15 protein-coding genes are annotated in these 17,840 nt (G+C 65.4%); 7 read left to right on the top strand and 8 right to left on the bottom strand.

All coding sequences use genetic code 11. From position 1 onward, the window contains the following. Positions 1-130: 130 nt before the first annotated feature. The 3 genes from IPL75_04385 to IPL75_04375 form a co-directional block, all read right to left on the bottom strand. Positions 131-526, bottom strand: a complete 396-nt coding sequence (locus IPL75_04385) for an OsmC family protein (protein MBK9239499.1) — start codon at positions 524-526, stop codon at positions 131-133. A 202-nt stretch (positions 527-728) separates the two neighbouring features. After that, positions 729-3,428, bottom strand: a complete 2,700-nt coding sequence (locus IPL75_04380) for an ABC transporter permease (GenBank protein MBK9239498.1) — start codon at positions 3,426-3,428, stop codon at positions 729-731. Positions 3,429-3,519: 91 nt separating this feature from the next. Next, positions 3,520-3,801 carry a PadR family transcriptional regulator gene (locus tag IPL75_04375; protein ID MBK9239497.1) on the bottom strand — a complete coding sequence of 94 codons (282 nt, stop codon included), beginning with the start codon at positions 3,799-3,801 and terminating at the stop codon, positions 3,520-3,522. Positions 3,802-4,077: 276 nt separating this feature from the next. On the opposite strand from IPL75_04375, the gene IPL75_04370 reads away from it, so the two are divergent. From IPL75_04370 to IPL75_04360, 3 genes are all read left to right on the top strand, one after another. Continuing rightward, on the top strand, positions 4,078-4,470 hold the full coding sequence (locus tag IPL75_04370; protein ID MBK9239496.1) for a helix-turn-helix transcriptional regulator: 393 nt from the start codon (positions 4,078-4,080) through the stop codon (positions 4,468-4,470). Positions 4,471-4,472: 2 nt separating this feature from the next. After that, positions 4,473-7,145 carry an ABC transporter permease gene (locus IPL75_04365; protein MBK9239495.1) on the top strand — a complete coding sequence of 891 codons (2,673 nt, stop codon included), beginning with the start codon at positions 4,473-4,475 and terminating at the stop codon, positions 7,143-7,145. A 117-nt stretch (positions 7,146-7,262) separates the two neighbouring features. Then, positions 7,263-9,209 (top strand): tetratricopeptide repeat protein, encoded by a 1,947-nt coding sequence (locus IPL75_04360; protein ID MBK9239494.1) that lies wholly within the window; start codon positions 7,263-7,265, stop codon positions 9,207-9,209. Positions 9,210-9,268: 59 nt separating this feature from the next. Here IPL75_04360 and IPL75_04355 read toward each other — a convergent pair whose 3' ends face one another. After that, complete coding sequence (locus IPL75_04355) at positions 9,269-10,699, bottom strand: PQQ-binding-like beta-propeller repeat protein (GenBank protein ID MBK9239493.1); 1,431 nt, start codon at positions 10,697-10,699, stop codon at positions 9,269-9,271. A 142-nt stretch (positions 10,700-10,841) separates the two neighbouring features. Here IPL75_04355 and IPL75_04350 point away from each other — a divergent pair, with 142 nt between their 5' ends. Next, complete coding sequence (locus IPL75_04350) at positions 10,842-11,102, top strand: hypothetical protein (protein MBK9239492.1); 261 nt, start codon at positions 10,842-10,844, stop codon at positions 11,100-11,102. 104 nt (positions 11,103-11,206) lie between these two features. On the opposite strand, the gene IPL75_04345 is transcribed toward IPL75_04350, so the two are convergent. Then, entirely contained in the window at positions 11,207-12,004 is a 798-nt protein-coding gene (locus IPL75_04345; protein MBK9239491.1) for a carbon-nitrogen hydrolase family protein, read from the bottom strand. 76 nt (positions 12,005-12,080) lie between these two features. On the opposite strand from IPL75_04345, the gene IPL75_04340 reads away from it, so the two are divergent. Beyond that, positions 12,081-13,082 (top strand): hypothetical protein, encoded by a 1,002-nt coding sequence (locus IPL75_04340; protein ID MBK9239490.1) that lies wholly within the window; start codon positions 12,081-12,083, stop codon positions 13,080-13,082. 8 nt (positions 13,083-13,090) lie between these two features. Here the strand turns inward: IPL75_04340 and IPL75_04335 are convergent, their stop codons facing one another. Next, positions 13,091-13,234: a hypothetical protein gene (locus IPL75_04335; GenBank protein MBK9239489.1), complete on the bottom strand. Its 144-nt coding sequence runs from the start codon at positions 13,232-13,234 to the stop codon at positions 13,091-13,093. A gap of 166 nt (positions 13,235-13,400) precedes the next feature. Between IPL75_04335 and IPL75_04330 the strand changes: the two genes are divergently transcribed. Continuing rightward, positions 13,401-14,531, top strand: a complete 1,131-nt coding sequence (locus tag IPL75_04330) for a dipeptidase (protein ID MBK9239488.1) — start codon at positions 13,401-13,403, stop codon at positions 14,529-14,531. Beyond that, positions 14,531-15,151: an SGNH/GDSL hydrolase family protein gene (locus IPL75_04325; protein ID MBK9239487.1), complete on the top strand. Its 621-nt coding sequence runs from the start codon at positions 14,531-14,533 to the stop codon at positions 15,149-15,151. The genes IPL75_04330 and IPL75_04325 overlap by 1 nt, the downstream gene beginning before the upstream one ends. Here IPL75_04325 and IPL75_04320 read toward each other — a convergent pair. Both IPL75_04320 and IPL75_04315 read right to left on the bottom strand, forming a co-directional pair. Further along, positions 15,138-17,387 carry a TonB-dependent receptor gene (locus tag IPL75_04320; protein MBK9239486.1) on the bottom strand — a complete coding sequence of 750 codons (2,250 nt, stop codon included), beginning with the start codon at positions 17,385-17,387 and terminating at the stop codon, positions 15,138-15,140. The two genes, IPL75_04325 and IPL75_04320, sit on opposite strands and share 14 nt — an antisense overlap. A gap of 89 nt (positions 17,388-17,476) precedes the next feature. Next, entirely contained in the window at positions 17,477-17,824 is a 348-nt protein-coding gene (locus IPL75_04315; protein ID MBK9239485.1) for a hypothetical protein, read from the bottom strand. Positions 17,825-17,840: the final 16 nt, after the last annotated feature.

The raw sequence follows: 17,840 nt of genomic DNA, 5'->3' as shown, positions 1-17,840 counted from the left end.
AGGGGGACGGGTGTCGATCGGTGGAAAAGTCCTGAAAAACGACCTCTGAGGTAGTTTTCGTTTCGATTTCAGCGAAAACTACCTCAGAGGTCGTTTTCCGCGACTTTTCCACCAATCGACACCCGTCCCCTTATTTCGTAACCGTGAACGAAGTCTTGAAGTCGATGTCGGCGCGGATGGAATTGGACACCGAGCAGTACTTCTCGTGCGAGAGCGCCAGGGCGCGCTCGACGGCGTCTTCGGGAATGTCGCCTGTGACATCAAACCGCAGGTGCATGGCGGTGTAACGCTTCGGGTAGTCGGCGGCGCGCTCGCCGTCGAAATGCACCGACAGCCCCTTCAACTCGTGGCGCCCCTTCTTGAGGATGTGCACCAGATCCATGGCCATACACGCCATCGCGGCGTACGCCAGGGCGTGAACCGGGGATGACACACCCGGCGTGCTGCTTTCCAGATGGATGGCCGGCGAACCGGGACTGTTGACGAACGTGAGATCACCTTTCCAGTCGAGCGAGAGGGAAGACATTGGCAGATCTTATCGCTATTGAGGGTTGAGGATTGAGCGATTGAGGATCGGGATTGCTGATAGCGGATTTCGGATTGCTGATCGGAAATTGACGGATTGGTGGATTGCGGGATTCTGGGATTGTGTAATTGAGCGATTGAGGGATTGAATGGGGACCCCGGACGCTGGACGCTGGACCCTGGACCCTGGACCCTGGACGATGTCAGTGCTGCCGGAGCGCCACATTGGGATCCACGCTGGCGGCGCGCCTTGCGGGGATGATGCTTGACGCCACGGCGGTGGCGACGATCACGACGGGCACGACCACAAACGCAAAGACATCGACGACCGCCAGGCCCGACGGGAGGATCGCACCCAACGCGATCCTTGACAGGACACCGATGGCAATGCCGATGATCAGTCCGTCACGAGCCGGACGAAGGCCCTGCCGGACCACGAGCCGCAGCAGGTCACCTGGGGTGCCGCCCAACGCCATGCGGATGCCGAATTCGCGGGTCTGCTGAGTGACAAGCGCGGACAGGACACCAAACAATCCGGTCATGACAAGCACCAAGGTCAGCACGCCGAGCCCGGTTGACGCCCAGCCCAGCGCGCCCAGGAAGAGGAACGGGCCGCTGAGTACGACCCACCCAGCCCCTGCGGTATCCACGACGAGCCCGGGATCCACTTCGCGAATGGTGCGACGAACGACTCCTGCAAGCGCCGCAGTATCGCCCGTTGTCCGGGCCACGATGATCATTGGCTCGCGCGCATCCCGGCTGAATGGCATGAACACGGCACCCGAACCCTCGGAGTGCCTCCGGCTGGAACCCATCACAAAGGTGTCGGTATCGCGCGAAACACCCACGACCATCAACTGCTGCGGGGCTTCTCTCCCCGGCGTGCCCGGTGTGCTGCGCTTGAACCACACGGGCCGGCCCACAACTTCGGTGGAACCAAACACCCCGCGCGCCGTGGTTTCGCTCAAGACGATCACTGGCCGTCGTTCGCGCACGTCATCGTTTGAGAACGCCCTCCCGGCGACAATTGGGACGCCAAGAGTGTCCATCAGGCCCGCAGTGCCGAAGACCAGATACGCATTCTCTCCACCGTCGCGACTCACAAGGTCCAGGTCGCTGGCCGCGAAGCTTCCCTGATCGACGAACGTACCGAATGGCAATCCGACGGACGCGGCCACATTCTCAACGCCGGGCGACTGGCGGACCCGCCGCAGAATGTCGTCGCGCAGCCGATCGGCCTCCACGCCGTCACGCGGACTCAGGTAGAAACTGACCGTGGCAACGGCGATTCGGTCGACGTCCACGCCTGGCGATCGGGTCGCCCGCGTCACCGTGTTCATGATTGAGACCGCCAACAGCAGCAGCGCTGCCGAACCAGCCACCTGGGCGGCTACGAGCAAGTGCTGCGACCGCACGCGAGGCCGCGTCGTTACCCCGTCCTGGGCTATCAGCGGGCGAATGTCCGCGCTCGTGGCTCGCCAGGCTGGACCGAGGCCCACGAAGATCATCGAGAGTATCGAGGCGCCTGCGGCAGCGGCGACGACCGGCCAGGTCACTTCGGGCTGCAGCGAAAGGGTCATGCCTCGGCTGATGGGCACGTCCATGTGCAAGATGGTGACAAACCACCGCGTGGCCCATAAGGCCAGCACCGCGCCAAGGCCAACAACAAGCGAACACTCAACAAGTTGTTCGCGCACGAGGCGCCATCGCGAAGCGCCTAGAGCGCGACGCACGGCGAACTCAGGCTGTCGTGCCGCGCTTCTTGACAGCCCCAGACTGGCCAGGTTCGAGCACACCATCAACAGTACGAGCGTCACGCCCACCATCATCGCGACGCCGAGGCTTGAAAACGTGTCGGCCTCTCGCGCACTGACCGGCTCTGCGCGCCAGTACCGGCCTGCGGGACTGCCGCTCCGAGGGCCTTCCGACACTCCGATGCTGGGAAACGCCGCCTCGACACGCTGACCGATGAGCGATACCTCCTCGGCCGCCATTCGCAGATTGGCCTCGTCGCGCAGCCTCCCGCGAACAGTGAGCCAGCGCAGGTCCCGGCGTGCGGGATCGAAGTAGGCCGATGGGGTTGGTGACGGTGACAGGGTGCGAGTCTGTTCGAGCGGTAGCCAAAGCGTTGCAGGAGCGAACGCGACCCCAATCCCAAAGAAGTTGTCGGTGACGACGCCGACAATCTCTGTGATCTGGCCCCCTATCTTGACCGTGCGGCCCACCGCCTGAGCTTCGTCCCCGAACTGGGCTCTCGCGAGGCGGGCCGACAGCACCGAGACCGGCGGTGCGTCAGGCGCGCTATCCGCGCGGTTGAGTACGCGGCCATGGAGCGGCCCGACGCCGACCATCGCGAAATAGTCCCCCGTCACACCTTCGCCCATGGCGACGTCTGTGACTCCGTTGTTGAGAATCGAGACACCGATGCGGTGGATTCCCGCGACGTGACTGAAGCTCTGTTGCTGTTCGGTCAGTGACTGCCAGTCCGCCCACGAGAATCGCCCCGGCACTCCCGCCCGGCCAGCGATCACCGTATCGCCCCTCAGTTCGACAATGCGTTCCGGATTGACGACCGCGTCAGGGCGCCAGACGATGAAATACAAGAGCGAATAGAGCGACGTGGTGGCGGCGATACCGATCGCGAGCGTGACTGCGGCGAACGCGGCATACAGCGGAGTCCGCCACAAACGCCGGGCGGCGTGCCTGAAATCGTCTCGAAGGTTAAGCATCGGCGGGACTCCTGTGGGGATTGAGGCAAGCGACAGCCGCAGCAGTGCGGCAAGGAACCCGAGGACAACACCCGCGCGAGCGCTGCTTCCGGCTGCGCGCCGTGACTCAAACAGGAAGTCCGCCCACGACTCGCGCCACGGCGACGGTGTGGCGGCGTGATCCTGAGATTTCACTGCTCTTTCCGGCATTCGAGAATTGAGCCATTCACCCATTGCAGACATTTCGCCACTTCGGTCATTTGTGACATTTCGCCATTACAAGGGCTCAGATTTTCGAGCCCAACGGCAGGTCGCCTTCCATGAGTCGCGCCGCAACAAGCGCGCGCAAACCCAATGCCGTGGGTTCGTACAGCCGCCTCGGCGGCCCCTCACCGGGCCGCTCCTCCACCATCGAGGTCACGAAGCCCTTCTGCTCCATGCGGCCCAGGGTCACGTACACGCTGCCGCGCTTAAGGCGGCCGCCAGAGGCATGCACGAGGTCCAGCCCATACGTCGGGGCTTTCGCAGACAACAGGTCGAGCACCAGCGCTTCGAGGTCAGAAATCATAAGCAGTCTTACAATACGTCACACTGCAAGAACTGTTCAACCGCCACGTGCGGCACGGGCGAGAGCGGATTCGACATCGGTGTAGCCGGGTCTAAAGACCCGGCCTCCGAGGACGGACAGGTCATGTCTTCGGAGGCCGGACCTTCAGGTCCGGCTACACCGATGTCGAATCCACTGTGATCCGTCGTTGAAAAGGAGTTCCTCCATGCCTCCGCGCCTCCCTGTGATCCGTCGTGACAGGGAACTATGTCGGGGCCGTCGCGTATATTGCCTACAATGACGGCTTCGCGCACCCCGACTCCCTCCGTCGGCGAGTTTGAGCACCTGCTCCTGCTCGCCGTCCTCCAATGCCAGAGGGACGGCACCGACGCCTACACGGTCCCCATTCGGCAATTGCTCATCGAGCGCACCGGTCGCGACGTGGCCCGGGGCGCAGTGCACACATCGCTCGACCGTCTCGAAGCCAAGGGCCTCGTCACCTCCGCGATGGGTGACCCTGTTGCCATTCGGGGTGGTCGCGCACGCCGGTATTACACGGTCACGCCGCTCGGCCTGCAGGCCATCAGGCATGCGCAGGCCGCCGTCCAGACGCTCTCGGCCGGCCTCGATACCCTGCTAGCCGACGGCCCGGCGATGGGCGCCCGTCGAAACAGGTCTTCCCGGTCCTGACGATGAAGTCGTCCACGCCCACGCCCCCGCGCGCCGCCGAAGCCCTTGTGCGATGGCTGCTGCGCGACGAACCGTGGCGCGACACCACGCTGGGCGACCTGCGCGAAGAACTCGCCGACATCAGTTCCCGTGAAGACCGGCGTCGCGCCCACCGGTGGTACTGGCGCGAAACGCTCAACCTGTTCACCGATCGCATTCACGATGCATGGCGGCGGTACCGGACCAGGCTCGCCATCCAGAAGGACTCCAGCATGCGCACTCTTCTCTCCGAAATTCGTGTCGCCGCCCGCGCACTCTGGCGCCAGCCGCTCGTCAGCAGCGTCGTCGTGATCACGCTCGCCCTCGGGTTGGGCGCCAACGCCGCCACGTTCGGGATGATCGACGCGCTAATGCTGCGTCCCTTCACCATCCCCAACGTCGACCGTCTGGTGGTGCTGGCGGAACTCTCGCCCGACGCGCCTTTCCCGCAGGAGGCCGTGGCGCCAGGGAACTACGTGGACTTCCGGCGCAATCCCCCGGCGGCGCTCGCCCGCATGACCACCGTCGGCTGGGGCGATGTGAACCTCTCGGGGACCGATCAGCCCGAACGCGTCCAGGGCTCACGCGTGGGCGCCGACTTCTTCGCAATGCTTGGCGTTACACCCGCTGAGGGCCGCTTCTTCGCCGCACCCGACGAGGCCGAGGGCGCGGCACGCACCGTGGTGATCAGCGACAGCCTCTGGAAGCGCCGGTTCGGCGGCACGGCGAACATCGTGGGCAGCACCATCCGGCTGAGCGGCGAACCACACACGGTCATCGGGCGCGCGCCGGCGGCATTCGACTTTCCGAACGGCAGCGATCTCTGGACTCCGGCCATTCTGACCGCTGAAGAACAGGTGGATCGAAAGTCCAAGTACCTGACGGTGGTCGGCGAGCTGGCCCCCGGCGCAACCCTTGAGCAGGCCCAGACGCAGCTGACCGCTCAGTATCAACGCCTGCAGCAGCTGGCACCCGATGCCAACAGGAACTTCACCCTCACGGTCATGACCTTCACCAAGGCCATGGTGGACTTCGGATTGCCGACCGTTCTGGGACTCTGGCAGGCGGCGGCGCTTCTCCTCCTGCTCATCGCCGGCACGAATATCGCCAACCTCCTGCTCGCCCGCGGCGCCGAGCGCCAGCGCGAACTCGCCGTGCGTCTTGCGATCGGCGCCGGCCGCTGGCGCATTGTGCGCCAGATGCTCGTCGAAAGCCTGGTGCTTGCAGCCGCAGCCATTCCCGCGGCGCTCCTGGTCGCGTGGGGTTCCATCGCACTTCTGCGCGGCATGATGCCCGCTGAACTGATTCGCTTTGTCACCGGATGGACCACGATGGGCGTGACGCCACGGGTGGTGCTCGTCACGTCGCTCGCGGCGCTGGTCACCGCGTTGCTGTTTGGCCTGCTCCCCGCGCTCCAATCATCGAAGCCGCAACTCACGTCGTCGCTCAAAGATGGAGGTCGATCGGCCACCGCGGGCATGGGCCGGAGCCGGCTGCGTCGCGGCCTGGTGGTGGCCGAAATTGCCATCGCGCTGCCGCTGCTCATTGCCTCAGGGCTTGCCGCCGTTGCCGGACACCGTATGGCCAGCGGCCCGCAGGGCTACGACCCCGACAACGTGGTCAGGCTCCGCCTCGATCTGGCCGGCACCGCGTATCCGGACGACGAGGCCCGGCGGCAGTTCACGCGACAGCTGCTTGATGAAGCGCACCGGGTTCCTGGCGTGACGCACGTCGCCACCACCACGGTGTCCCCGGCTGCGACTTCGAACCAGCGGCGTCAGGTGGTGGTGGACGGGCGGCCCGACGATCCGAACGGTCCGGCGTTCATCAACTACCGTGGCGTCACAGCCGGCTTCTTTGATGTCCTGAAGATTCCGATCCTCGAGGGCCGTGCGATCTCTGCGCAGGATCGCGACGGCACCCTGCAGGTGGCGGTGGTCAGCCAGTCGCTGGCGAACCTGTACTGGCCCGGCCAATCTCCCATCGGGAAGCGCGTGAAGCTGAACCCCACTCACGAGGAGTGGGTCACCATCGTCGGCATCTCGGGCAACGTCCTTGACGATTGGTTCAATTCGCGCAACGCACCAACCATCTATGCGTCGGTGCTGCAGTTCCCCAGCACCCAGGTCTTTGTCCTTGCGCGCGTGCAGGGCGACCCCGACGGGAGCCTGACCAGGTTGCGTGGCGCCGTATCCAGGGTCGACTCGAACCTGCCGGCGTTCGACACCGAGACGATGCGAAAGGCCATTCACACAAGAACGACGGGCCTTCGTTTTGTCGGCCAGTTGATGGCGGCCTTCGGTGTGCTCGCGCTGGTACTGTCAGCCGCGGGCATCTATTCGGTGATGGCGCACTATGTGGCGCAGCGGCGCCATGAAATCGGCGTCCGTATGGCGCTTGGCGCAACCACTCGTGACGTGTTGAAACTGACGATCGGCTCTGGACTGAAGCTCGCCGGGTTCGGCATCACGATCGGCCTGGGCCTGGGCCTGGCGCTCGGCCGCGTCATCGAAGGCGCGCTCTTCGGCGTCATCGCACTTGAACCGATGTTGTACGTGGCCATCACCGCACTGTTGACGACGGTCGCGTTGCTCGCGACGTTGCTGCCGGCGCGCCACGCCATCTCGGTGGATCCGGCAGGGGCGCTCCGCGACTAGTCGGGGTCCTGGAGTCCCGGGGTCCTGGGGCTTGCCCCGCCGTAGCCTTGGCGAAGGCGGGTCACGGGGCTTGCTAGAATGAGCGGCGACACGCTCGTGACTCGCTCCTCCCGTTTGGTGAAACCCAGTCGCTCCCGCACGGCATCGACCCACTCTGGCGCGCCCGCGGCCCGTCTGTGGCCGGCGCTGATCCTCCTGGCAGGCCTGCTGACGTACGCGAACGGCCTCACGAATCCGTTCATCTTCGATGACTTCGGCAGCGTCGTGCGCAACGAGAGCATTCGCGACCTGGCTGACCTCAAGAGTGTGCTGACGCCGCCCACTGAAACGTCGGTCGCGCGACGACCCCTGGTGAACCTCTCGTTCGCGATCAACTACGCGATAGGTGGACTGGATGTCGTCGGATATCGCGTCGTGAATCTGGCGCTCCATATCGCCTGCGCGCTGGTGATCTTCGGGCTCGTCCGGCGCACGCTTGGCACCCCGCGCGGGGCCGGCCTTGCGGGGGTGGCGGCACTTGTGTGGGTCGTCCATCCCCTCAATAGCGAAGTGGTGAACTACGTCAGCGAGCGGTCGGACTCGATGATGACGCTCTGCTATCTCGGCGCGCTCTACGCAAGCATGCGTGCCCATCAGTCGCCGCAGCCCGCGCGCTGGCGCATCGCGGCCGTCGTGTTGTGCGCGTTGGGCATGTGGTGCAAGGAATCGATGGCCACGGCGCCGATTCTGATCTGGTTGTACGACGCGATCTATCTGCGGGGCGCGTCGATGGCCGCGATCGCAGGCGCGCTCCGGTCACATTGGCGCTTCTACGCAGCGCTCGCCGCCACGTGGACGCTGCTCGTGCCTTCGCTGCTCGCAAGCGCGTCAATCTCGACCGGCGGGTTCGCCAGCGCGCACACGACGTGGTGGAACTACATCCTGAATCAGACAGAGATGGTCACGCGGTACTTCGGTCTTGCCTTCTGGCCATCGTCTCTCGTGAACTTCTACGGTTGGACCCGCCCGCTGTCGCTGGCGGACGTGTGGATGCAGGCCGCGTTTCTGACCGTCGTCGGGCTGGCATCGATCGTCTGGCTTGTGAAAGCGCCGCGGGCCGGCTTCCTCGCCGTGTCAGTATTCGTCCTGCTCGCGCCCACATCCATCGTGCCGATCGCAGCCGAAGTCGGCGCCGAGCGGCGGATGTATCTGCCGCTCGCCTGCATCGTGATCCTCGTCATCATCGGGGCCGACGCCCTCTGGCGTCGGTTCCGCGCCCCTGAAACCCAGTCGCGCGCGCCAGCCAACTCGTTGCTGTGGGTTGTCGGCGCGCTGGTGCTCGTGCTCGCTGTGGTGACGACCGTGCGCAATCGCGAGTACGCATCGGCGGTGACGATGGCGCGGACGGTGCTGGCACGGTGGCCGACGCCGATGGCGCATCACCTGGTGGGCGCCGAACTCGCGTTCACCGGACAGCGCGACCAGGCGATCGCCGAACTGTCCATCGCCGCGCCCGGCTATGCGCCGGCCCGCTACTATCTGGGCCGGGAACTCGGGGCTGCCGGCCGCTTCAACGAAGCGGCAGAGGCCCTGCGGTCGTTCATTCGAGACGAGCCGCACCAACCGGTCGTACCAACGGCGCACGGCCTGATCGCGGACGCCCTTGTGCGCCTCGGCCGCACGGCCGAGTCGGTTCCGCATTTCCGAGCGTGGCTCGACGCCGACCCGGCCAATCATGCGGGATGGAGCGGCTTCGGCCGCTCGCTCTTCTCGATCGGCCGCGCTGAGGAGGCTGCCGAGGCGTTCCGTCGCGCGGTCGCGGCGAACCCTGGCAATGGGCACTATCACCAGAACCTGGCGCTGGCGCTGCTCGAGACCACACGCGTCAGCGAAGCGTTGTCGCACGCGGAGCAGGCGGTGGCGCTTCTGCCGGCCGAGCCGGGCGCCCACGACGCGCTTGCACGCGTCCTCGCCGCGCAGGGCAAACACGAAGACGCGGTCCGAGAGTTCCGCCGGGCGCTGGACATCAACCCGGACTACGCACCCTCGCACGAAGGCCTCCGCGCACTCGGGTCGAAGCGGTGACTGCTACCACGGCGTTACCGCCACGGCGCGCGGCCGGCGGTGGGCCGTCCCATCGGCATCTACATTCCCCGGCCAGCCTGGCTGAAGCAGTAGACCGCGCTGCGCGTGCGCACGTAGAGGCGGCCATTCGCCAGCGCCGGCGACGCGTTGATTTCGTCGCCGAGATCGTTCACCGCCAGCACCTCCCACTGTGCGCCGGCCTTGAGCACAGTGATTTTGCCTTCCTGGCTCAGGGCGTAGATCTTCCCGTCAGCGGCGACTGGTGAGGCGTAGTACTCGCCGAGCGCACCTGGAGCCCGCCCCTGCTTGAGGAGGGCACCAGTCGCGGCGTCGAGCGACGTGATGATGCCGCCCGTCTTGACCATGTAGAAGACGCCCTGGTACAGGAGCGGCGCCGGGATGTACGGCACGTTCTTCTGAAAGCGCCACTGCACGGCGTCCACTGGCAACTGGCCCTTGGTGCCGCCGGGCTTCAGGGCCATCGCCCCCCAGGTGCCCATGCCAAGCGTGCGGGCGACATTCCACTCCGCCTCGATGATGAACGTATCGTCGCTGGTGTCGATCCACCCGAAGTGCTCCCCAAGTTCCTTGTCAGCCGCGAGTTCGGCCATCGAAATACGGCCGTCGGCGTCCTTGTCGTACTGCGCGAGGCTGCCGGCCCACTGCGGCAACCCCGGTTCATCGGAAGCCAACGTGGAGAGCCACAGCGTCTTGTCGTCCGCAAGCGCCACACCCATCGACCCGCCGGACCCGATCGGGGTCCACCAGCGCGCCTCGCCCGTAGCGAGATCGTAGGCGTCGAGACGCGTCGACCCAATGGTGACGACTTCGGCGCGGCCGTCGGACGGGCGGAACACCATCGGTGTCGCATACCCAATGGTCGCGCCAGGCCGGTCGGCCTTCCAGCGTACGCGGCCGGTCTCCCGCTCGAGCGCCACCAGGTACGAACCGTTGAGCTGGTCAATCAGCTGGATGACGAGGTCACCGGCGATCACCGGCGACGCAGACATTCCGTAGAAATTCCGGAACGGGCCCATCGGATGCGTCCATCGCACATGGCCGCCTGCGTCGTAGGCGATCAGGCCGAAGTCCGCAAAAAAAGATACGACGCCGCGATCGTCCGCTGCGGTCGTGGGCGAGGCCGGATCGTTCGCCTTGTACATCGCCATCGCACGGCTCCGACGAAGCCCTTGCCGCCACAGTTCCTTGCCCGTCCTTGCGTCCATGGCGACGGTCAGAAGCTCCTCGCCCTCGCGCGCCGTGACATACAGACGGTCCGCGACCACAACCGGCGATGACTGGCCAAACGGCACGGCTGTCTTCCACGCCAGGTTCTTCGTCGGCGAGAACTCAACCGGGTATCCGGCGCCTTCGCCAATCCCGGCGCCATTCGGTCCGCGGAACTGCGGCCACTGCGATCCGAACGCGACGAGGCTGCTGGAGGTGACCAGAACGCACGACACAAACAACAGAAGGAGTTTTGATTGCATTTGGATGAGGCTCAGGACGGGCTATCTTACGAAACCAGCGCCCGCAGGGTCCAACGCGACAGGTACCGGGCTGTCTGCCATGTGCGGGGCGGGTGTGCAATAGTGCATCGACGTCAGGGGGCCGCTCTGTTGTGATGCAGCTATGACTGAACAACACGCGAAGAAGCACGAAGTCATCGACAACGGGCACCAGAAGACCGTGTCAGGAAAGAACCAGCGGGGCCCCGAATCGAAGGTCGGCAGGGACGCTGGAGGCAACGCCGGCAGCCGTGGGCAAAACGCCCGTCCGGCCGCACCGGGAGGGTCTGTGGGATCGCACAAGCCCGGCGGGGACGGCCCAGGGACCAAAAAGTTCAAGTACGAGCACGATGATTCAGCGCGGCGCCGCAAAGAACAGCCGTAGCCGCCACCGCCTAGGCGGCGGACTCTTTTGACTCCGGGGCCTGGCTCACGGGAGGTGTTCCAGGTCAGGGCGCGCCCGTTCGTGGCACGCGTCACCACGTAACATCAGGAATAGGGGGAGCGGCACCTGGCAGCAAGCAGGCCAGTGGCTGTGCTGAGATCCAAATCCGCCACGAGCAGCCCCTCGTGCCCATAGGGCTGATAACACTGCAGTGTGCCATCGGGGCGTGCAATCGCCGAGGTCGTACCTGAACCTTCACTCGCGCAGTTCACCGACGCGAAATAACACGTGTTCTCCGCTGCGCGACACAGGACGGCTTTCTCGTGGAAGGTGTTCGCTGGGTCGGCGAAGGTCACCGGGCGATAACTACCGGGTTCGGCCACATGCGCGTGGGGATGAAACACGACCTGCGCCCCTTGCCGCACGGCCCATCGCACCGTCTCGGGATACCGCCATCCTTCATGGCAGATCACCACGCCGAAGGTCAGTGGTCCGGCGGAAAAGACCCGTCGGTCCGTCCCGCGCGCCGGATAGGTACTCTCTTCCGACGGGTCGAGCTGTCCCTTGTCCTGCCATCCGGCAATCGCGCCGTCCGGACCAATCACACAGGCGGCAATCTGCAGGCCGCGGTCGGTCACGCGCTCTGTGCCCAGAATGACGGTGATTTGAGCAGCGCTCGCCGCCTCCGCGACCGCTGTCCACGCCCGCTCGAGAAACGCCGGATCTGGTGGCGCCGTCGCCTTGCCAGGCCAGCGATAGCCAGGGACGAAGCACTCCGGAAAACACAGCACGGCCGCGCCTTGTCGCCCGGCGTCAGCCACGGCGGCCGTCGCCAGTGTCACAGACTCTTCACGAGTGGCGGGAACACGAATGTTCGCCAGAGCGATGCGGACTGTGCTCATGGCCCGCAATGGTACCGCGAGTAACTTCCCCTGCGCATGTCCGGTCGAACGTGACAGGGCGGGGCGGAGGTTCACCATGTCTCAACGTGCGGTCCTCGGACTGATTGTCCAACTGACTTTGTGTCTTACGGCGGCGTGCGGAGGTGACAAGACCTCGTCGCCGACGGCGCCATCCACAGCAGCGCCGACGACGACGGGCGGCGGAAACGCGACGGCGCCGCCGGTGTACGTCGTCATGTTCACGCACATCGAGGACAACACGCCGGGCGGCACATTGGGATCGGCGGGCAACAGGTCCACCTACCTGACCCTGCGTGGCCGTCTCATCGCGATGGCCGATCTCGCACGCCGTTACAACGTGCCGTGGGTGCTGCAACCCGACTGGAAGTTCCTGCTCGCGGCGCAGATGTACGAAGACGCATCAACGACCGCATCAACCGGCGGCCAGAATCTGCTCCGATATCTGCGCGACACCCTGGGCGTGACCATCGATCCGCACTCGCACGAATCCTTCGGCTACAACTACACCGACGTGGCGTACTTGCTCGACACACTTGGCGTGGGTGGCAGCACGGTCATCGGCGGACACGTCTGGGACCCGGCGCTGCCGCAGTTTGCGAACTGGGACCGTTTCCGCGTCCCGGTTTCGGGAGAGCAGTACCCGTCCGCGGTGTGGCGCGGCGACATTCTGATGGGGAGCGGCACGCCGAACCACACAAACGATCCCATCGTGAGCGGCGTGTGGCGTCCGAAGGAACCCTGGCGCTACTTTGAGGACGACCCGCTCGGCAACATCGCGTGCGTCGGGGCATTCAAGGGCGACATCGACGGCATCAGGGAACTTGCTGGGCGGTACCAATCAGGCCAGGCTCCAGCGACGTGCATGCAGACCAGCACGTATGGCGTCTCGCCATCGACGCTCGGGTCGGCCAGCGCGATGGCGGCATTGGAACGCGACGTCCTGAGTGTGCTGGCTTCGCTGCGCGCCAGCGGCCAGGTGGAACTGACGAACTTCACTAACCTCGTCGCGACGTGGAAGAGCCGCTTCGGCGGTCAGGCGTGTGTCTACCGGCAGTAGGTGCCGCGCTACGTCCAGACCATCGGCACGCCGTACGGTTCCAACGATCTGTCGTGGCTGACCAGATGTGCCCGCTCGGTCAGCGCCTGCGCCACCAGCATGCGGTCGAACGGTTCGGCGAGCCTCAGCCGGCCCAGCGCCGCTTTGATCAACCGCTATCAGGACGATTGGAGTTGGTCAAGTTGGTCAAGGCATAGCGGGCGGCCATGGCGAGCAGCCGGCAGCCCAGCTGGTGGCTATAATCGGTTCATGCGAACGCTGGGACTGCTTCTGTGTACGCTCTGTGTGACAACGGTCGCGTCGCAACAGGGAGATCCGATGGTGGAACGTGCGCGCAGGATCCTGCGCGATGTGCCGGTGTTCGACGGACACAACGACTACCCGTGGCAGGTGCGGGAACTGGCCAAGGGCGACATCACCGCGCTGGACCTGCGGCAACCCCAGAAGGCCCTGCACACCGACTTCGCCCGTTTGGCGCGCGGCGGCGTGGGCGCGCAGTTCTGGTCGGTCTACGTGCCCTCAACGTTGCAGGGCACCACCGCGGTCACGGCCACGCTCGAGCAGATCGATGTGGTGCACCGCATGGTCGCGCGGTATCCCGATCGCCTGGAACTGGCCCTCACGTCGGCGGACGTGGAACGCATCCAGAAGGCCGGCAAGATCGCCTCGCTCATCGGGATGGAAGGCGGACACTCCATCGACGGGTCTCTCGGCACGCTGCGCATGATGTACCGGCTCGGCGCCCGCTACATGACGCTGACGCACAGCCTGAACGTCCCGTGGGCGGATGCGGCCACCGACACACCTGTCCACGGCGGCCTCTCGCCCTTCGGCGAACAGGTCATTCAGGAAATGAACCGCCTCGGCATGCTCGTGGACCTGAGCCACGTCTCGCCCGACACCATGGCCGATGCCATCCGGGTGTCGCAAGCGCCCGTCTTCTTCTCTCACTCCTCGGCCAGGGCCCTCGCCAACGTGCCGCGCAACGTGCCTGACGACATCCTGTCGCAGATGCCAAAGAACGGCGGCGTGGTGATGGTGACATTTGTACCCGGGTTCATTTCCCAGGAGGTGGCAGACTTCAACGCGCGTGAAAACGTCGAGCGCGCGAGGCTGACTGCGGTGGCCGGCAGCACGGCCGACACCATCACCCGTGGCGTGGAGATGTGGCGCTCGGCCAACACGCCGCCGCGCGCGACCATCATTCAAGTGGCCGACCACATCGACCACATCCGCAAGGTGGCAGGTATTGATCACATCGGCCTGGGCGGCGACTTCGACGGCATCACGCAGGTGGTGCTGGGCCTTGAGGACGTCTCCACCTATCCAGACCTTATCGCCGAATTGCTGCGGCGCGAGTATTCCGACGAAGACGTGCGGAAGATCGCCGGCAAGAACATCCTGCGCGTGCTCAAACGCGCCGAAGAAGTGGCGCGCACCGGCCGGTGATGCAGTCTCCGCCTCCCCCGCCGGTCACCATCGTCGCCCTCGGCGACTCCACGACCGCGGGCACGCCGGCGTTCAAGTCGCCCATTGAGGCGCCGCCGGACGGCGAAGGCAACCCCGAGAGTCAGTTCTCCTACTGGTTGATGCGGACGCACCCGGGGTGGACGGTACTCAATCGCGGTGTGAACGGTGAACGCACCGACCAGATTGCCGCGCGGTTTGATCGCGATGTTGTGACGGCGAAGCCCGAGGTAGTTATCATCATCGCCGGCGTCAACGACGTCTATCAGGGCCGCCCAGTCTCACACGTCACCACGCAACTGCGCGCGATGTATGACCGCGCCATCGCCGCGGGCATTCCCGTGGTTGCCGGCACGATCGTGCCGTACAACACGGCCACAGATGAGCAGAATGCGAAGATGCGCGAAATCAATGCGTGGATCGCGGCCGAGGGACGCCGCGACCCGCGCATTCGTGTGGCCGACACCCGCGCCGCCGTGGCGGCGCCAGGACAACCCGACCGGCTTGCGGGGTCGCCGGATGGATTGCACCCCGACGTGGCTGGCTACCGGAACATGGCCGCAGCCCTGGCGCCGGTGATCGCTGCGCTCAGAAAAACCTGATCGTGTACGTCAGCTTGGCGCCGCGACCGATCTCGGCGGCCAGGTCCTTGAGCAACGAGTTGTGGAGCCGGTAGTCCTCGTTGGTCAGGTTGTACGCCTTGAGCGAGAACGTGTGCGTCGCATGACGACCGGCAATCAGATACGTGGCGCCGACGTTCACCACCGTCGAGCCGGCGGTGGCCGTCTCGGCGCCGAACACGCGGTTCTGATCGGCAGTCAGGACCACCTCCGGTGTGAGGGTAAGTCGCTTCCACGGCACTTCCACACCCAGACGAGCGGAAAATGCCGGGATGCGCGGTAGCGGCTGATTGGTCCCGGTCAGTGTGGCGCGCACGTAGCTGGCGCCCGCGTGCAGGTGAAGCAGCGGGTGCGCCTGAAACTCGCCGGACGCCTCCATCCCCACAAAACGGCTGTCCGCCTGGATGTAGTTGGCCACACGCAACCCGTCTTCCTCTTCGCCGGTGAAATCAAGAAACACGAAGTTGCTGATGTTGTAGGCGAACACGTTCAGCTCGCCCTGGGCGCGTTCTGCGCGACTCCGCAGGCTGATGTCCACCCCAAGCGTGCGTTCCACACTCAAGTCGGGGTTGCCGATCTCGAAGGCAAGATTCCCGATGTGTGGCCCGAAGTTGTAGAGCTCTTCGAGGGCGGGCGCCCGCGACGCACCGCTCAGATTCACAACGAATGCGCCGTGCGTGCCGATATTGGCGTGCAGGCCGAGTGATCCAGACAATGCGCTGAACGAACGGTCACGCACTGCCGGGGCCTCGGCGGGTGCGCCAGCCGGCCGCGGCTCCACCGCGTAGGAGTTGCGCTCCGCCCGTACGCCGAACTGCAACCGGAAGCGATCAAAGGCTGCTTCTTCGTAGACAAACGCCGCCAGTGACGACAGGGTCACGGCCGGGGCCAGTGCCTCGGCGCCAACGGCGGCGAACTCGCGTCTGAACAACTCAGCACCCAGGCGTCCGGTGATCCGTCCGCGCCGCTTCTGCTCCAGTTCCGTCCTGACGGTCAGGGTGTCGTTTGAGAACGCCGTGCCGACGGATTCGGCACCGTCTTCAACCTCCAGCTCCGAGTGCGCATAGTCCGTGTATCCCACCGTGAGCTTCGCCGCATCGAGGAACGAGCCTGAGAGGTGCCGCGCGCCGACGTCGAGGCGAACGTCGCGGCGTCGAGAGTCGATGTCGATCTCAGCGTCGGGCTCACCTTCGAACAATCCGGCAAACGGCACACCGAATCGACTGTCTTCAATCGAGCCGCCAAGGCTGAAGAAACCCTTGGCCCCGGTGCGGCCAAATCCTGCGCGGCCGCTTTGCAGCCGGCTCGCAGAGTTTGCAATGGTCGTGCTCGGCGTTGTGTAGTCGCCACTGCGGCGAGACCCACCACCGGCCCACGCCGTCCAGCCCCCGCGGCCAATCTGCACACTGCCATTGGCGCCGAGTGACTCGTCGGCGCTTCCGGCCTCAAGCGTCACGCCACCGAGCATCCCCGAGAATGGACTGGATCTGAACGCATCCTGCGGCGTGATCGCGTTCACCACACCGCCAATGGCGTTGCTGCCGTACAGCAGCGTGGCAGGTCCCCTGACCACTTCAAGGCGCTGCAATCCCGCCGGGTCGATCGACACGCCATGGTCACCTGACTGACTCGAGAGATCCCCTGTGCGCACGCCGTCCTGCATGATGAGCACACGATCTCCGTCAAAGCCCCTGATGACCGGCCTCGCGTTGCCAGGCCCGAATGAGCGTTTGGCCACACCCGGCGTGCTCGCCAATGCATCTGCCACGGTGCCGCCCGGGTTCTTGGCCAGTTCCACCGCGTCAAGGCTGGTGATCGCGCTGAACGCCTCAAACGTCGTGGCTGCGCCCGACGCGCTTGCGGTCACCGTCACTTCCTCGTGAACGGCGTCAACCGAGAGCTTGAACTCAATCGTCGCCGTCGTCCCAGCCACCACGGTCACCGATTGCCTGGCGGCAGAGAAATGTTCGCGCTGCGCCAGCACCTGATACGTTCCGATGGGCACATTGGTGATTTCGAACGTGCCGTCTTCGCGGGTCGTCGCGGTGCGGCGCGCACCGACGACGATCACTTCGGCGCCGTGGAGCGGCGCACTGGTGCCTTCAAGCAGGACTTTGCCGGAAATTGTGCCTCCGGTGGGCTGTGCAAACACGAGATTGGCTGGGGCCACAACCAGGAAAAGGGCCACCACCGCCAGAATATGGACACGCGTATTCATGAACTTGTTCCTTCCATTCCAAAACCACGACCAAGGCGCGGCCGTACGCACCAGGGCGCCGGCCTCACCAACATCAAACGAGCGACGGGTCAGAGTGCGGAAGGGGGAGCGCGAGCGCCGTGGGGGCGCGTGACGGCCGCGCGGGTGCGCGGGTCAGTGACGTGCGGCGGCAGCACTTGCCGGACGTCACGAACGGCGACGGCCTGCATGGGGCGACTGGCCGACCGCATTGTGCGGAGCAGGTGACAGACGGCACAGTGGCTCTCATCCCCCTCTCGCTGGGCGCCCAGCCGGGCGCCGGCGTTCGCGTCAGTTCCGAGTTTGACCACCCAGTGCGGGTCGTCGTTGAACTGATGCGCGTCGCCCAGCCATGGCACGCCGAAGCCGCAGAAAAATGCGGCGAGCAGGACGATGGCGACCGGGCGACGGAAACGCATGGGCTCCCCCGACTCT

This window comes from Acidobacteriota bacterium, assembly GCA_016716905.1.
Lineage (GTDB): Bacteria > Acidobacteriota > Vicinamibacteria > Vicinamibacterales > SCN-69-37 > SYFT01.
This window is presented reverse-complemented; position numbering and strand designations above follow the sequence as displayed.

What these genes read in the sequence shown, in the direction of transcription:
- IPL75_04385 (MBK9239499.1), bottom strand. Translation starts at nt 526, where the DNA reads ATGTCTTCCCTCTCGCTCGACTGGAAAGGTGATCTCACGTTCGTCAAC.
- IPL75_04375 (MBK9239497.1), bottom strand. Translation starts at nt 3,801, where the DNA reads ATGATTTCTGACCTCGAAGCGCTGGTGCTCGACCTGTTGTCTGCGAAA.
- IPL75_04370 (MBK9239496.1), top strand. Translation starts at nt 4,078, where the DNA reads ATGACGGCTTCGCGCACCCCGACTCCCTCCGTCGGCGAGTTTGAGCAC.
- IPL75_04365 (MBK9239495.1), top strand. Translation starts at nt 4,473, where the DNA reads ATGAAGTCGTCCACGCCCACGCCCCCGCGCGCCGCCGAAGCCCTTGTG.
- IPL75_04355 (MBK9239493.1), bottom strand. Translation starts at nt 10,699, where the DNA reads ATGCAATCAAAACTCCTTCTGTTGTTTGTGTCGTGCGTTCTGGTCACC.
- IPL75_04350 (MBK9239492.1), top strand. Translation starts at nt 10,842, where the DNA reads ATGACTGAACAACACGCGAAGAAGCACGAAGTCATCGACAACGGGCAC.
- IPL75_04345 (MBK9239491.1), bottom strand. Translation starts at nt 12,004, where the DNA reads ATGAGCACAGTCCGCATCGCTCTGGCGAACATTCGTGTTCCCGCCACT.
- IPL75_04340 (MBK9239490.1), top strand. Translation starts at nt 12,081, where the DNA reads ATGTCTCAACGTGCGGTCCTCGGACTGATTGTCCAACTGACTTTGTGT.
- IPL75_04330 (MBK9239488.1), top strand. Translation starts at nt 13,401, where the DNA reads ATGGTGGAACGTGCGCGCAGGATCCTGCGCGATGTGCCGGTGTTCGAC.
- IPL75_04325 (MBK9239487.1), top strand. Translation starts at nt 14,531, where the DNA reads ATGCAGTCTCCGCCTCCCCCGCCGGTCACCATCGTCGCCCTCGGCGAC.
- IPL75_04320 (MBK9239486.1), bottom strand. Translation starts at nt 17,387, where the DNA reads ATGAATACGCGTGTCCATATTCTGGCGGTGGTGGCCCTTTTCCTGGTT.
- IPL75_04315 (MBK9239485.1), bottom strand. Translation starts at nt 17,824, where the DNA reads ATGCGTTTCCGTCGCCCGGTCGCCATCGTCCTGCTCGCCGCATTTTTC.